At 58.1% G+C, this 15,985-nt stretch carries 14 protein-coding genes; 5 read left to right on the top strand and 9 right to left on the bottom strand.

The annotated features are described in order from the left end of the window. Positions 1-19: 19 nt before the first annotated feature. Positions 20-1,561 (bottom strand): TrkH family potassium uptake protein, encoded by a 1,542-nt coding sequence (locus ACR0NM_RS04505; RefSeq protein WP_170396867.1) that lies wholly within the window; start codon positions 1,559-1,561, stop codon positions 20-22. After that, positions 1,561-2,937: a Trk system potassium transporter TrkA gene (trkA, locus tag ACR0NM_RS04500; RefSeq protein ID WP_480613411.1), complete on the bottom strand. Its 1,377-nt coding sequence runs from the start codon at positions 2,935-2,937 to the stop codon at positions 1,561-1,563. Before trkA ends, ACR0NM_RS04505 begins: the two co-directional genes overlap by 1 nt. Positions 2,938-3,033: 96 nt before the next feature. Here trkA and ACR0NM_RS04495 point away from each other — a divergent pair, with 96 nt between their 5' ends. Continuing rightward, positions 3,034-3,513 carry a hypothetical protein gene (locus ACR0NM_RS04495; protein WP_170396863.1) on the top strand — a complete coding sequence of 160 codons (480 nt, stop codon included), beginning with the start codon at positions 3,034-3,036 and terminating at the stop codon, positions 3,511-3,513. Here the strand turns inward: ACR0NM_RS04495 and ACR0NM_RS04490 are convergent. From ACR0NM_RS04490 to dusB, 7 genes are all read right to left on the bottom strand, one after another. After that, positions 3,478-4,671 carry an MFS transporter gene (locus tag ACR0NM_RS04490; protein ID WP_480613409.1) on the bottom strand — a complete coding sequence of 398 codons (1,194 nt, stop codon included), beginning with the start codon at positions 4,669-4,671 and terminating at the stop codon, positions 3,478-3,480. The genes ACR0NM_RS04495 and ACR0NM_RS04490 overlap by 36 nt on opposite strands. A 43-nt stretch (positions 4,672-4,714) precedes the next feature. After that, entirely contained in the window at positions 4,715-5,305 is a 591-nt protein-coding gene (locus tag ACR0NM_RS04485) for a helix-turn-helix domain-containing protein (protein ID WP_170595453.1), read from the bottom strand. Continuing rightward, positions 5,302-6,711 (bottom strand): nitrogen assimilation response regulator NtrX, encoded by a 1,410-nt coding sequence (ntrX, locus tag ACR0NM_RS04480; protein WP_170396856.1) that lies wholly within the window; start codon positions 6,709-6,711, stop codon positions 5,302-5,304. The genes ACR0NM_RS04485 and ntrX overlap by 4 nt, the downstream gene beginning before the upstream one ends. Then, positions 6,708-8,933: a sensor histidine kinase NtrY-like gene (locus ACR0NM_RS04475; RefSeq protein ID WP_480571092.1), complete on the bottom strand. Its 2,226-nt coding sequence runs from the start codon at positions 8,931-8,933 to the stop codon at positions 6,708-6,710. The genes ntrX and ACR0NM_RS04475 overlap by 4 nt, the downstream gene beginning before the upstream one ends. 162 nt (positions 8,934-9,095) lie before the next feature. After that, a complete protein-coding gene (locus ACR0NM_RS04470) occupies positions 9,096-10,463 on the bottom strand; it encodes a response regulator (protein WP_480613407.1) in 1,368 nt (455 codons plus the stop codon). After that, on the bottom strand, positions 10,463-11,542 hold the full coding sequence (locus ACR0NM_RS04465) for a two-component system sensor histidine kinase NtrB (RefSeq protein ID WP_480613405.1): 1,080 nt from the start codon (positions 11,540-11,542) through the stop codon (positions 10,463-10,465). Before ACR0NM_RS04465 ends, ACR0NM_RS04470 begins: the two co-directional genes overlap by 1 nt. After that, positions 11,539-12,522 carry a tRNA dihydrouridine synthase DusB gene (gene dusB / locus ACR0NM_RS04460; RefSeq protein ID WP_480613403.1) on the bottom strand — a complete coding sequence of 328 codons (984 nt, stop codon included), beginning with the start codon at positions 12,520-12,522 and terminating at the stop codon, positions 11,539-11,541. Before dusB ends, ACR0NM_RS04465 begins: the two co-directional genes overlap by 4 nt. Before the next feature lie 179 nt (positions 12,523-12,701). Between dusB and ACR0NM_RS04455 the strand changes: the two genes are divergently transcribed. The 4 genes from ACR0NM_RS04455 (at position 12,702) to ACR0NM_RS04440 (ending at position 15,813) form a co-directional block, all read left to right on the top strand. After that, positions 12,702-13,832: a bifunctional 2-C-methyl-D-erythritol 4-phosphate cytidylyltransferase/2-C-methyl-D-erythritol 2,4-cyclodiphosphate synthase gene (locus tag ACR0NM_RS04455; protein WP_480561421.1), complete on the top strand. Its 1,131-nt coding sequence runs from the start codon at positions 12,702-12,704 to the stop codon at positions 13,830-13,832. Further along, a complete protein-coding gene (locus tag ACR0NM_RS04450) occupies positions 13,829-14,326 on the top strand; it encodes a phosphatidylglycerophosphatase A family protein (RefSeq protein ID WP_170567122.1) in 498 nt (165 codons plus the stop codon). The genes ACR0NM_RS04455 and ACR0NM_RS04450 overlap by 4 nt, the downstream gene beginning before the upstream one ends. After that, complete coding sequence (locus ACR0NM_RS04445) at positions 14,323-14,805, top strand: CinA family protein (protein ID WP_480613401.1); 483 nt, start codon at positions 14,323-14,325, stop codon at positions 14,803-14,805. The genes ACR0NM_RS04450 and ACR0NM_RS04445 overlap by 4 nt, the downstream gene beginning before the upstream one ends. 330 nt (positions 14,806-15,135) lie before the next feature. Beyond that, positions 15,136-15,813, top strand: coding sequence for an orotate phosphoribosyltransferase (locus ACR0NM_RS04440; RefSeq protein WP_170406124.1), 678 nt, complete (start codon positions 15,136-15,138; stop codon positions 15,811-15,813). Positions 15,814-15,985: the final 172 nt, after the last annotated feature.

Raw genomic sequence — 15,985 nt, 5'->3', positions numbered from 1 at the left:
CCAGGTGCCTGACGCAGGGTCAATCGCGCCACAGCGTTGGCGTAATCAGTGCCACGATCGCCAGAGTTTCCAACCGCCCGATCACCATCGCCGCGCAGACCGTCAACTTGGCCCCGCTGGAAAGATCAATCAGACGTATGGGCACATCCGTTGCCAATTCAATCAACGGCCCCGTGGTGCTGAGTGCGGCAACGCTGAGCAGCATGGCCTGTTCAAAACCTACGCCCATGACGGCCAGCAACAAATCGAACAAGGCCAACGTCAGGGCGAACATCATCAGGAAGATCCAGGCGATGAAGGCACCGTCGCTTTGAATGCGGCGGTTGCCGCCACCCTCTCCGCTGACCGAAGAAGGATAGATCAGTCGGTCAATCTCGCGCTTGCCATTCAGATAGAGCGCAAAAACCCGCAACAGCTTTACCCCACCCGCAGTCGTCGCCACGCCTCCTCCGACCAGGGCTAACCCCATCAGAATCAGGCCCGGTGTGCTCAAGCCCGACAATTGCTGCGCGTCGTTCCAGTTGGCGCTTTCAAATCCGGCCGTGGTCAGAAACGACATCGCCGTAAACATGAACCCCCAAAAAACGCCAAGTGCTTGCCGCACTTCGACGGCAATGTTCAGTTCGGCCGTTCCAGCCAAAAACCGGATGAACAGCAGCACAGCGACCGCCAGCACGATGAAGATGCCAATCCTAAATTCTGGGTCTTTGTCCAGCCGCGAATACCCTGAGGTCGCTGTATCGGTCGAAAAGGTCAGCCGCGACAGGGCAAAGAACAGGAACAGGAACAGGATCGCCTCGCCAGTGATTCCTGCGGTCGATCCTTCCAATCCACCGACGGGTGATATGCCGGAAGTCGCAATCACTGACATCGCGTGGCTCACGGCAGTAAGCCCTTGCTCACCTGCGATCAACAGCAGGATCCAGATCACAGCTGTCAAACCCGCATAGACGGGTGCCAATGTGCGCGACACGCGGATCAGATGGCCGCGTGGATCGGACTTCTCGCTCTGTGCCACGCCCGAGACGGGACGCCCTGGTTGCCCCCGGGCTGTGACTTCGAAACCGCCCAACGACAAGGGTGCCAGAATCGCGGCCGCCGAGATCCACATCAGCAATCCGCCCATCCAACCGACCAACGCGCGCCATAAGTGCAACGGCGCCGAAAGGCGTGCGGGATCGGGGAACAGATCAGCGCCGGTTGTGGTCAGCGCGCTGACCATATCGAAATAGGCGTTCAGGAAGCTGGTTGTCCCCAGCGCATCATGAAACGGAATAGCAAGAAATATCGGCAGTACGGTAAAGGCGGCCAGCAGAACCGCCAATTGACCAAGCGTTCCCCGCCGTGGTCGTCGGTTCGACATGGCCAGAGCTATGATCGACACCGCAAAAACACCCAGCAATCCGGAATAGAAGAATGACCGTGAGGTGGCGTGATCATCCAGCGCCAGCGCATAAACTGCGGGTATCCACATTGCCAGCGACACGATACCCCAGATCATCAGCAGCAGCGGCAATCGCCGCAATACTCCGATCCGTTGCTGTCCGCGTGCTTGCAACATCAGAAGAAATCGATTGAAACCTGCATCAGACGCTCAACCTCGGACACGTCTTTGGCCATTGCAAAGATCGCCACCACGTCTTTCTCGTCGATGCGCAAGCTGCCGGTCGGGCGCAGAACCTCGTCACCTTTGCGTACTGCGCCGACCAGAACGCCTTCTGGGAAATCGATGTCGCGCAGTTTTTGTCCAGCCATGGGCGAGGTTGATAGCACTTCGGCCTCGATTACCTCGGCCTCGGCATCTCCAATGGAATACACCTGACGCACGCGCCCGTGCCGAATGTGACGCAGGATCGAACTGACAGTGGTGGCGCGCGGGTTGATATATGCGTCAATCCCCAGCGGTCCCATCAAAGCGACCATGCTGGGATCGTTGATCAGGGCGATGGCCAGTGGACAACCCTCTCCCTTGGCGCGTACCGCGGCCAGCATGTTGGTGCGATCGTCATCCGTGACCGCCAACATCGCGTCGGCGCGCTCAATCCCTGCTTCGCTCAGCAAAGATGAATCTAGGCCGTCGCCGTTCAGAACAATCGTCCGCTCCAATGCTTCGGCAGCGATTTCGGCGCATTTGCGGTCACGCTCGATAATCTTGGCACGCACCCGGCTTTCGCGCTCTTCTAGTGTGCGGGCCACTTCCAACCCGACATTACCGCCGCCGACGATCACCACACGATCTTGCTTACGCTGAGCCTTGCCGAACACCTCCATCGTACGTTCAACGTCTTTTACGCTAGTGAAGACGTAGCATTCGTCGCCTACAAACAGCTGATCCTCGGATTCCGGCGCAAACAGCGTCCCTTCACGGCGCACACCAACCACAATCGAGCTGAGCGTGGAAAACAGGTCGGTCAATTGTCGCAGCGGTGTGTTGACGATTGGGCAGTCTTCCTCGACCCGAATGCCGAGCAGCTGCGCCTTTCCATCCATGAATATCTCGGTATCGAAAGCAGAAGGTGCCGAAAGACGGCGCATCGCTGCGGCGGCAACTTCGCGTTCCGGGCTGATCACTACATCAATGGGCAGATGATCGCGGCGGTAGAGATCGGAATGGATTGCTTCAAGATAGGATTTCGACCGCAAACGCGCGATCTTGCGCTGGATCGAAAAAACCGAATGCGCCATCTGGCAGGTGACCATATTCACCTCATCCGAATGGGTCGCGGCGATGATCATGTCGGCGTCGCGGGCCCCTGCACGATCCAGCACATCCGGATAACTGGCGAAACCGGCGATCCCCTGCACGTCCAGCGTCTCGGTCGCGCGACGTACCAGATCGGGATTGTTGTCGACCACCGTCACATCGTTCAGTTCGCCCGAAAGGTGACGCGCAATCTGCCAGCCGACCTGACCGGCACCGCATATGATGACCTTCATGCTCTTGGCCTTTCTGCCTGAAATCTTTGAATGACAGATGCCCCCAAAGCGGTCAATTGAATTGTCATGCCTCCTAAGCTGCGCCAAAGTAAGCATATGAAAACCATTCTGCCTGCCCTGATTTGCCTGCTGACGCTGTCCGCCTGTGGTCCGCTTTCTTTGTATTATCGCGAAGGTGAGAGCGTCTCGAGGATGCAGACCGAGACCACGAACTGTCAGGTGCAAGCCCTCAAGGACGCCCCTGTCGCCAATCAGGTCCGGCAGAGCCCGCCAGTCTATTGGCCCGGGCGCACCTATTGCGATGGCCGAGGACGCTGCTATCGCAACCCCGGATGGTGGGAGCCTGGGCGGGTCTATACCGTCGACGTGAATCAGGGGCTGAGAAACAAGGTCGAGGCGCAGTGCATGGCCCAAAAGGGCTATCGCCCGGTCAGCCTTCCGCCTTGCAAACAAGGTGTCAAATCGCGGGTCACGCCCACGCGCACCACGACGCTCCCGCCGCTGAACAGCGCGTCCTGTTTCGTGAAATTCGACGACGGGTCATTTCAGATCATCACTCCGGGACAAGCCAGCTGATTTGCGACGCCGCGCCAGCAGCAGATGCGCTATGATCGCGATGCTATAGAACGCGGCGACGGCTACAAACATGCCAGCCTCATCGACGCCCAGCAATATCGCCAGCAATACCGGGGTTCCAAGCAGGTTTCCGGCATTGCCCATCTGCGCCATCGCACCATAACTCAGAGCTTGGGCTTCGGTGGTATCGTTTAACTCTGGCACAGCGGCGAAGCTGCCGCCCTGTACAAGCCCGAGCACGGCAAACAAGGCGATACATCCGAACTTAAGGGGCGCCCCCAGAAACAATGCGATGATCGTCGCGATCCCCAGCATAAAGCCCAGATTGACGACGCTGACGCAGGACAGGACGGTCAACAGCAAGGGCACCAGCAGCCATGACAGTACAATCCCTGCCAGGGGCATAAGTGCCGCAATCGATGCGCCCTGCCCTTCGGGTAAACGCCCCGGCAGGATCGCTAAAAGAGAAACAAATGTCAGCGTGTAAAAGAACCAGCCAATTGCCGGGGCCGAAATAAAGGGTGAGCGGTAGGTCCTGATATGCACATCAAGGAAGGCGGAGAGCCCCCACCCGGTACCCTCCGTCTGGCCTATGTCGGTTTTCAGATCGCTAAGCGAGATCAGCGCGGCGATCAGCAGCATCAGACCCCCGTGCATGGCAAAGTATGTGGGCAGTCCGAAACGATCGACGATGGGCAGCCCAACCCAAGCGTTTAATGCGAATGCAACGCCAAAGAATGTACTCCACAGCACCATGGAATTATACCGCGCCCGACCGGATGTGATCTGAGCAATCAGCGTCGGTGCCGCCACCACAATCGCAAGATGGGACAGCCCCTCGATCACCCGGCTGAGCAGCATCAGTTGAAAAACCGGCAAGCTTGCTTGCAGCAAAGATAACGCGCCACCGAGCACAAGCCCTAATAGCAATAGACGATTTGGCCCAATACGCGCTGTGATCGCTCCGGATATCGCGCCCAAAGCAGCCCCCATTAGACTGATAATGGACAGCAACCAGCCGATCACGGCAGCGTTGTCCGGGTACAACAGCCCCACATCAGAAAATGGTACGGCAATCTTTGCAAATTGGGTTGCCGCACCGAGGCCAGCAAACCAGATCAGCATGACCTGCAAGAATGTACGAAAAGAGTCACTCATGCAGCCGGTCTATCGCGCCTAACCTGCCAGCGGAACGCATAAATTATGCGGTGACTTCGCGCCGCCCGCTGACCAGACGGACCGGAGTGCCATCACCCAGATACAACCGCTCCCACACGATTTGCCCGGCGCTGATCCTGATTTGATCATGCACAGCCTCGGAAGTCAGAAACGCTTTGGGTGAAGGCGAATGCAAATCCCACCAGCCATCTTTCTGCAGTTCTGCTTCGGCTTGTCGGATCTCATCCGTTGCAAATTGCCAAAGCGACACGCCCAGCAAGGCGCGCTGTGAGGTCTTCCAATCCCGCGCCCGGCTGCCCGAATAAGCAAGGCAGGTATGGCTGGCCTCTTCGACAAGGTGCAAGCACTCTGCCGAATGAACGACCAGACGTTTCAGCGCAGAATCCTGCACCCGAACCGGCCCCAACGCTGCAAAAACGGACTGTTGAATATGCGGCGATGGCGTTTGACCCCCGTTTTCCCACCGGGAAATCGTGGTTTGGTCGACTTCAATCAGATCTGCGAGGGCGGATTGCTTAAGTCCAACCGACCGCCGCAACCGCTTCAACCGTTTACCAAAGGCGGGAAAACCGATGGAAACGGCTGCGGTCTTTGTATTTGGCGCGGCACTCACTCGGCTGGTTCGGGCTCGTCAATCTGAGCCACCCGCGCACCGGATTTGTTCGAGGTCACGACGCCCAGCGACTTGAGCTTGCGATGCAAGGCGCTGCGTTCCATGCCGACAAAACTGGCCGTGCGGCTTATGTTGCCACCAAACCGATTGATCTGGGTGAGCAAATATTCACGCTCGAACGCTTCGCGCGCCTCACGCAGCGGCAGCGTCGCCAGTGCGCCAGACAGTACCACGCGCCCGGACTCGTCGGATTTCTCTTCTTCGTTGGGCAACTCGCGGGCCTCGATCGGGCCAGTGCTATCGCCTAGGATCAGCACCCGCTCAATCAGGTTCTTCAGCTGACGCACATTGCCCGGCCATGTCATCGTTTGTAGCAAAGCAATAGCCTCATCCGACAGCTCGCGCATCGGCAGACCCTGTGTATCGTTGCACATCTCGATGAAATGTTGCGCCAGAACCGGGATGTCCTCTCGCCGTTCCTCCAGCGAGGGAACCGCAATCGGCACCACATTCAGCCGGTGATACAGTTCTTCGCGGAACCGTTCGGCGGCGATCTCTTCTTCCAGATCGCGGTTGGTCGAGGAGATGACCCGCAGATCAACCCGCACCTTGTCAGAGCCACCGACACGCTGGAATTGCTGATCAACCAACACGCGAAGAATCTTGGACTGCGTCCCCAGCGGCATGTCAGCGACTTCGTCGAAGTAGACAACGCCGCCATGCGCCTCTTCCAGCAGGCCTGACTCGATTCCGCGCTCAGACGATTCTCGTCCGAACAGAACCTCTTCAACCCTCTCAGGTTCAATCCCCGCACAATTGACCGTCACAAATGGGGCATTCGCCCGGTTGGAATGGGCATGGATATAGCGCGCGGCAATTTCCTTGCCCGACCCAGCCGGCCCGCTGAGCATAACCCGGCCATTCGACTTTGTTACCTTGTCCAACTGCCCCTGCATCGCTCGGAACGACGCAGAATTGCCAATCATGTCTGAACAGCTGACCTCCTGCCGCTTCAGCGAGGCATTCTCGCGACGCAGGCGCGAGGTTTCCATCGCGCGACGGATCACAACCATCAACTGGTCAATATTAAAGGGCTTTTCGATAAAGTCGTATGCCCCCTGTTTGATCGCAGCCACCGCAATTTCGATATTACCGTGGCCCGAAATGATCACCACCGGCACATCCGGGTTATCCCGTTTAACCGCTTTCAGGATGTCGATCCCATCCATACGGCTGTCTTTCAGCCAGATATCCAGGATCAACAGCCCCGGAGGTTCGGCATTGATCGACGACATGCACTCGTCCGAGTTTGCCGCCAGCCGGGTGGAATAGCCTTCGTCCTCCAGAATATCGGACACCAATTCGCGAATATCGCGTTCGTCATCTACGATCAGAATGTCGCTCATCTTTGGCCTGCTTTCAGTTTGTTTGTTTTAATCGCCTGTTTTTCCGGCGCATTTGTCGGGCCGCCTGAGGCCCCGGGTAGACGAATGACAGCCATTGCGCCGAAATGGTCCTGTCCGTCGAATGTGGGCGCGTCTTCCAATGTCAGCGCTCCGCCATGTTCTTCGATGATCTTCTTTACGATGGGCAGGCCAAGGCCGGTGCCTTCGTCACGCGTGGTCACATAAGGTTCGAACAGCCGTGCCCTGTCCTCGGGCAGACCGATGCCATTGTCCGCAATGGTGATCTGCGTTCCTGCATCGTCAGTGGAGACAACGACTTTGATCTGAGGTTTCAGATTGTCCGGTGCGCCTTTTTCTTTCAGCGTTTCAATAGCCTCGCCCGCGTTCTTGATCAGGTTCGTCAACGCCTGGCTCAACATGGTCGAATCCACATCCGCCAAAATGGGCTGTTTAGGTAAGTCCGCATCGATCTGAACATCAGGCTGACCCGCCTGCTGCAACAGAACCGCCTCACGCACTAGCGTCACGATATTCTCTTCGCGCCGTTCCGGTTCGGGCATGCGTGCGAATTTCGAGAACTCGTCAACAATCCGCCGCAGATCATTGGTCTGCCGCACGATCACGTCGGTCATCGATTCCAGGCTATCGCAATCGTCCTCGTCCAGCTTGCGCGAGAATTTGCGTTTGATTCGCTCGGCGCTCAGTTGGATCGGTGTCAGCGGATTCTTGATCTCATGCGCAATGCGACGGGCCACATCACCCCACGCCGCCATGCGCTGCGCGCTTACCAGATCGGTCACGTCATCAAAGGCCACAACGTAGCCTTCCAGCCTTCCATCCTCGCCACGCCGCGTCGCCATGCGTACCAGTAAGTTCTCCAACCGGCCTTTACGGGTTACCTTGATCTCCCCCTGAACCGCCTCTTGCCCGCTGTCCTTAAGGGCTTCGAACAAAGGCAAAAATTCGGGAACAGCGATACCGATAGCCAGGTTTTGCTCTCCACCAGACCAGCCCAGAAGACGTTCAGCGGATCGGTTCACGAAGGTCACACAACCCTCTGAATCAACGCCAACGACACCGGATGTCACCGAGCTTAGAACTGAATCAAATAGCCGCCTTCGACGTTCGATATGGCGTGTGTTTTCCAACAGCGTGTCGCGCTGCCCCTTCAACTGACGAGTCATCTGGTTGAAGTAGCGGCCCAGCATCGCGATTTCGTCGTCGCTGGCCTCTTCGATGACCTGAACACTAAGATCACCAGCACCAACGCGTTGCGCCGCCGTTGTCAGCCGTCCGACAGGGCGAGAAAGACGTTCGGCGAACCACATGCCCAGCGACATCGCGGCCAGAATCAGGATCACAGCAAAGCCGAGATACAGAAGGCCGAATTCGAACAGGACCCTGCCCCGCTCGCTTTCCAGTTGGCTGTAGAACTGTGCTGTCTCTTTGGTTTCATCAAGCAGGGTCAGAAGCTGCCCATCAACCTCGCGACTGACATAAAGATACCGGTCAAGATAGGCATGCAAAGGAACAAGCGCGCGGAATTCGCTGTTCTCCCAATCGGCAATGATGGCCACGCCCTGATCATTGGCCTCGATCATCTCTTCGGGAGTTGGTGCCTCGTAGTCGAACAGGTAGGACCGATCACCGCGCGATCGGATTTCGGCGCTGCCATCGATCACATAGGCCTCGCGCAAACCGCGTTGTATCTGGGCCTGCCCCTGGGCCAGAACCTCTCGCAATTCGGCGTCTGAGACAAAATAATCCAACGATCGCGCGTTATCGAGGAAACGCGCCAGAACAACCGCATCCTGCGTCAGGCCCTCGCGGTGTTCCTGTTCGTAAGCTTCGGCCGCAGTCAGTGACGACCCAACCACCTGCCGCACACGGTCCGAGAACCAACCTTCAAGGCCGATATTCACCGTCAGCCCGGCGAAAATCGCCACGGTGACCGTCGGTACCAGAGCCAACAGCGTGAAAGCGCCGATCAGGCGCAGGTGAAGACGGGAGCCCGCAGATTTTGCGCGACGCGCGGCGATCAGACTGAACAATTGGCCCAACACCAGCGCAGCTACGACCAGCACGTAGACCAGATCAGCCAACAAAATCAGCCGCAGTGTCGGTGCCGCCGCGCCAAGATCAAAAGGGCCAATGACGAGATAGGTTGCAAGCGCCAGAACCGGGCCCAGCATAACCAATCCCAATGTACTGAAATTGCGCATCCTCCGGGACTTGCGCCACCGGTTGATCGATAGGATCGGCCCGTTCTGTGCCCGGGTTGCCACCGTCTGCCCTCATTCTGATGTGCCGCTTGCGCGGCTTACCGCCATATATCGTGGTCGTTCCCGGGGTCGAACCCGAATGCCACTGTTTGTGTGGCGATATTACATCAGTTTGCGACGGCGTGTCACCTGAATATCGAGGTCAGTAATCTTTTTCCGCAGCGTATTCCGGTTAATCCCCAGGAGATCAGCACATTTTGCCTGATTTCCACCAGTCGCATCCAGCGCGATTTCGATCAACGGTGCCTCGACTTCGCGTAGAATACGTTGATAGAGGCCGGGAGGCGGCAGGATGTTTCCGTGCAGATCAAAATACCGGCGCAGGTGACGACCAACAGAAGATGACAGCTTCTCACGCTCGCCATCACCCAGAACTGGTTCGGCCTCGGGCTGGCTACCCAGCACCATCTCAACTTCGGTGCGCGAGATTTCATCAGATCGGCTGGTTAGACCAAGACGCCGGATCGCATTTTCAAGCTGTCGGACATTGCCGGGCCAGGAATACCGGCGCACCAACTCGACCGCTTCGGGGCTGAGGCGACGCTGCGCGCCGCTTTCCCGCTCCTCCCGCGCCAGAAAGTGATCGGTCAGCAAGGTAATATCATCAACCCGTTCGCGCAACGCAGGCACGTGGATCGTCGCACCGCAGAGACGGTAATAGAGATCTTGCCGCACGCGACCGCTTTCCATCGCGTCGGTCAGATCTGATTGACTTGTGGCCATGAAACGCGGCACGTGATCGCCCGGCGTGTCCATCATGCGCACGATACGGGCCTGAATCTCATCATCAATATCGGCAATTTCATCGATCAGCAGCGTACCACCACGTACGCGCGCCATAACCCGTGCCGGGCCTTCCAAATCGCTCAGATCGGCAGTAGTCACGGTGACAAAGGGCAGTGTCCTTCGGTCAGAGAAATCGTGAATAGCGCGTGCTATCAGAGATTTACCCGTCCCACTTTCACCAGAAATCATTACAGACAGATCCGTGTTCATCACCCGAGCGACCAGACGATAAAGCGCCTGCATCACCGGGGTGCGCCCGACAAGCGGCAGTTCATCAGGTCGGTCTTCGCTGGCCATCACCGGCTCAGCCTGTACCCGCTGCTTTTGATCCAGCGCCCTCGCGGTGCGCTTCATCAGATCGGGCAAATCGAAAGGCTTTGGCAGATAATCGTAAGCTTCCGCCTCAGCCGCCTGAATGGCTGTCATGATGGTGTTCTGGGCCGAGATCACGATGACCGGCAAACCGGGACGGTCCTGCGCGATCTTTGGCAGCATCTCCAACCCGTTTCCATCCGGCATTACCACATCCGAGATCACAACGTCGCCCTTGCCTTCGGCTACCCAGCGCATCAGCGTGGTCAGCGAAGATGTCGCGTGAACCTTGCACCCCGCCCGCGTCAGGGCCTGTGTAAGAACCGTGCGGATCGTGCGGTCGTCATCGGCAACCAGAACTGTGCCATCCATCAGATGCTCTCCTTTTCATACGCGTCGTTCGGTGCACGCCGCAGGGACAGTCGAAAACTAGTGCGTCCGGGCACAGATTCAGCCGAAATCCAGCCGTCGTGGTCGGAAACGATCTTGCTGACTAGCGCCAGCCCAAGCCCGGTGCCGTTCTCCTTGCCCGACACGAAGGGGTCGAAAATATCCCTGCGAATATTTTCCGGCAGGCCCGGCCCATCATCAATAATCTCGATCTGCAGAGGCAGCGAATGACCCGAACCGTCGCTGCGCCGCAGTCGGAATGAATGCTCAAAATAGGTACGCAGCCGGATTGTACCGTTGCCATCAGCAGCTTCCGAAGCGTTTTTGAGCAAGTTCAGAACCACCTGCAGGAACTGATCCGGGTCCCCATAGGCCAAGGGCAGCGAGGGGTCGTAATCCTCGATAATCGCCATATGCGCGCCAAAACCCAACAGCGCTGACCTGCGCGCGCGATCCAGTACATCGTGGATATTGACCGGTTTGAAATCGGGTTGAGACAGGTTTCCGAACTGTTCTACCTGCTCCAACAACTTCACGATGCGGCGGCTTTCCTCAACGATAAGGTCAGTGAGCTCAAGATCTTGCTGCGAAATATTCATGCTGAGCAATTGCGCCGCACCGGTGATCCCTGCCAAAGGGTTCTTGATCTCATGCGCCAGCATCTCGGCCATACCAATCGCAGACTGCGCTGCCGATTTCACAGTGTTGCCACGGGTCATCCGACCGGCCAGTTCGCGCGGCGAGATGATCATGATCATTGAACCGGGATGCCCCATCAGCGGCGCGATTTGCAGCGCACATTGTAGCGGCGCGCGATTGCCCGACCCAACGTCCACATCGTTCACGAACAGCGGTGTACCTTGTTGACGCGCGCGCAGAAACGCCTCTTCCAACGGCGCGTCAACCGCGAGTTGATCCCAGACCGGGTGTCCAATCACTGCCTTGCGGGAGGCGTTCAGAAACCCCTCACCCGAGGAGTTGACGTCCGATATCCGATCTTCGGCATCGATAATGAACGCCGGAACCGGAAGCGAGGTCCAGATGCTCTGGTCAGAGGTCATGCTGCTGCCTCCGCCGTGCCACTAAGCGCATCTGCCAAAAGCCGTAACACCTCATTGGTGTCGCGGGATGTCAGGACAGCCCGCCGCAAGGTGGCGGGTGTTCCGGCCTCATCCATGTACCAACCGAGATGTTTGCGTGCGACGCGCAGGCCCAGATCGGTACCGTAGAACTCCAGCATCGCCAGATAGTGGCCACGCACCATCTCGATCAGTTCAGTGCCCGTGGGAATGGTTGGAGAAGCAGCGCCATAGAGATCATGGCAAATCTGCGCCAGCAGCCAGGGCTTGCCCTGCGCCCCCCGACCTACCATGACGCCATCGGCCCCGGACTGATTCAGCGCGATTTGCGCGGCCTCGGTATCGACGATGTCACCGTTTGCGATGACAGGGATCGAGACGGCTTCTTTCACCGCCCGGATCGCCCGCCAATCTGCCCGGCCTTTATAGAATTGACAGCGCGTACGCCCATGGATGGTCACCATCCGGATGCCTGCGTCCTGCGCACGCCGCGCCACATCCGGCGCGTTCAGCAGATTGTCATCCCAGCCTAGCCGCGTTTTCAGCGTAACAGGCACATCAACTGCACCCACAACGGCCTCGATCAGCGTCAGTGCATGGTCCGGAGTTTTCAACAAAGCTGAACCGGAATAGCCATTGGTTACCTTCTTGGCCGGGCAGCCCATATTGATATCGATCACGCGCGCGCCCCGGTCAGCGACTTGCCGGGCGGCCTCGGCCATCCAATGCGCCTCGCGTCCGGCCAATTGCACTGCGGTGTTTTCCACATCCGCCGACAGCTCGGCCCGTTCACGTACGCCTGGTTTGGCCTGTACCATCTCTTGGCTGGCGACCATTTCGCTGACAACCATGCCCGCGCCGAAGCGCATCACAAGGTCCCTAAAAGGCCGGTCGGTGATTCCGGCCATTGGTGCCAGCAGCACCGGAGGAGTCAGATCCTTATCAGCAAGACGCAGGGCCAATGTGCTTAATCCTTGAGCAGTTGCGCATTTGATATCGAAATTGCGGCATATGAACAATAAAACGGGAACATTCAAGCCCGCAAAATCATCATATGCTTATTTTTTAAGCAAATTGACGCGGGTGATTGCCTCTGCATTCACCGCCCCCTAAACAATGCCCCAATCAGGAGACCTTTCAGATGACCACAGCCGCCATCATCGTCGCCGCCGGGCGCGGCCAGCGCGCCGGAGGCGGAGTGCCCAAACAGTGGCGTGCCTTGGCTGGGCGGCGCGTGGCCGATTGGACGATTGATCGCTTCGAAGGGTTGGTTGATCACGTCGTTTTGGTGCTGGCCGAAGAGGACACAGCCGTTTGGGAAGAATTCAGCGCGACAAACCTGATCCTTGCACCCGGCGGTGCAGACCGCGCCGGATCAGTGCGCAACGGGTTGCAGGCTTTGGAAGCGTACAGCGTTGAAAAGGTTTTGATTCACGATGTTGCCCGCCCCTGCGTCAGCGCTCGGATAATCGGCGATGTTCTTAAAGCACTCGACACGCATGCGGCAGCTGCTCCAGGCTTGGCCGTCACGGATGCGCTCTGGACAGGCGACGGTTCGACGGTGACAGGAACGCAGGATCGATCCGGCCTTTACGCTGCGCAGACACCGCAGGGATTTCATTATGGCACAATCACCGCCGCCCATTCAGCCCATCCCGGAGGTGCGGCGGATGATGTAGAAGTCGCGCGCGCTGCAGGAGTCGAAGTCGCGATTATTCCGGGCGATGCGGATAACCTGAAAATCACACGGCCCGAGGATTTCGCCCGGGCCGAACGTACAATGGGTATGAATATGGATGTAAGGCTGGGCAACGGCTACGACGTGCACCGCTTTGGTGACGGAGATCACGTGATCCTCTGCGGGGTGAAGGTGCCGCACAATCGTGGGCTCCAGGGTCACTCCGATGCAGATGTGGGGATGCACGCGGTCACCGACGCGATCTATGGCGCTCTGGCGCGGGGTGATATCGGACAGCATTTTCCGCCCTCCGATCCGCAGTGGAAAGGTGCAGCGAGTGAAATTTTCCTGCGCCACGCAGTCGAATTGGCTGGGCAGTTGGGCTATGAGATCTCGAATGTCGACTGCACACTGGTCTGCGAATTTCCCAAGATCGGCCCTCATGCCGATACCATGCGTGCCGAAATGGCACGGATCATGGGCTTGCGCACCGATCAGGTCTCGGTCAAGGCCACCACATCCGAACGGCTGGGCTTTACCGGTCGCAGCGAAGGCATTGCCTCGCTCGCAACTGCCTGTCTGGTGAAGTCATGACAGCGGCTCGTCTAATCGGAACCGTCTGCGGCGTCGGTTACCTCCGCCCTGCCCCCGGCACCTGGGGATCGCTGGCTGCTTTGCCGCTGGCGTGGGTTCTGCATACGCTGGGTGGCTTCCCCTTGCTGGTCATCTCAACACTCGCGGTTTTCTTCGGGGGCCTGTGGGCCACGCGAGTGATGACAGCTGGACAAGATGACCACGACCCGTCCGAAATTGTCATTGATGAAGTCGCGGGCCAGTTCATCGCGATATGGGCGATTTCCTACCCGTCTTGGGCGCATGGGATAGACATCACAGCGCTCTGGCCCGGCTGGATCGCGGGTTTTCTCTTGTTCCGCCTCTTCGACATTACCAAACCCGGTCCCATTGGCTGGGCCGACCGGCGTGGAGATCCAATGGGTGTCATGCTGGATGATGTGATCGCAGGGGTCTTTGCAGCCATCGGTGTGGTCGTCCTCGCCGGTATCTCACATGGAGTGATGGGTCTATGACCGTTGTCGAGCTGCTGGATCGCGCCAAGGCGCAGGGCATGATGATCGCCACTGCTGAAAGTTGTACCGGTGGTATGGTCGCCGCTGCACTGACTGACATCCCCGGCAGCTCTGCCGTGGTTGAGCGCGGCTTTGTCACCTACACCAACACCGCAAAGCAAGAGATGCTGGGCGTGCGCGCCGATACGCTTGAGACATATGGAGCAGTTTCAGAAGAAGTCGCCCAGGAAATGGCCAATGGCGCCCTGCAGAATTCGCGGGCACAGTTGGCGGTCTCGATCACTGGCATCGCGGGCCCCGGCGGGTCCGAACACAAACCCGAAGGCCGCGTATGCTTTGGCCTCGCTGCACAGGGTCAACTGACCCGAACCGAGACCGTGGAATTCGGAGCGCAGGGACGGGATAACGTACGTCGCGCTGCGCGGGACCACGCTTTGACCCTTTTGAGCGACGCTCTTGCTGATCTGGCTCAGAACTAAGAAAACCTGCACCCTTCATCGCATCATTTCGAATAATGGGCGCTGTATACAGTTACCGCGCGGCAGCCTACGCATTTGTGACGGCGATGGTGGTTGCGCTTCTTACCTCGCCTCGCATACACGTCGATACCGAGATTGAAGGCACGGTCTTGCCGATTGCGGAAAGCGAGCCTGAGAAATGAGCAGTCAAGCCCACCTTGGCTGCTCTGCCCGCAAGGGCATCAAGCGGACCTCTTGGGGGTCCGCTTTTCTTTTAGCGTGCCCTCTCGACTCTGGGCCGGGGGTCAGGCTATCAGCCTGCGACACCCTTTCAGCCCAGAGGTTTGCGCCATGATCCCCAGTTCCTTCCCCGACAGCACCGAAATCGCCCGCCTGACCGCGCGGATGCTGCTGGAGATCAAAGCCGTACACTTTAATTCCCGCGAACCTTTCACGCTGGCCAGCGGTCTACCAAGCCCGACCTATATCGATTGCCGCAAGCTGATCTCGTACCCGCGCATCCGCTCGACCCTGATGGACTTCCTGACGGTTACCGTGATGCGCGACGCGGGGTTCGAAGCGTTTGACAATATCGCCGGTGGCGAAACAGCGGGTATTCCCTTCGCTGCAATGGTCGCCGAGCGCATGGCACTGCCAATGACCTACGTGCGGAAGAAACCCAAAGGCTACGGCCGGAACGCCCGCATCGAAGGCGCGATGAGCGAGGGTGAGCGGGTACTGCTGGTTGAAGACCTGACCACCGATGGAGGCTCAAAACTGTCCTTTGTCGACGCGATCCGCGAAACCGGTGCGACCTGTGGGCATACGGCTGTGATCTTCTATTATGGTATTTTCCCCGAAACCGAGAAAACGCTGGGCGATCACGGCGTAAAATTGCACTCGCTTTGTACTTGGTGGGATGTTTTGGCGGAAGCCAAAGCGCAAAAGGCCTTTGACGAAGAGACGCTTGATGGCGTCGAGGCCTTCCTGAACGACCCGCGCGGTTGGCAGGACGCACATAAAAGCTGACGTTGCGCAAACTGTTTTCAAAATGGAAACACTGACCGCTGCATCGATCGCTTCATCCACAAGATGTTGACGCAACCCTGCCTCATCCTTCAATATGATGGGGCAGAGAGATATGCACAGCATATCCCCAGAAAACATACAATTTGCGCCGACTCACAGGGCCGCGCTATGG

The organism is Ruegeria sp. AF2 (genome assembly GCF_056542025.1).
This window is presented reverse-complemented; position numbering and strand designations above follow the sequence as displayed.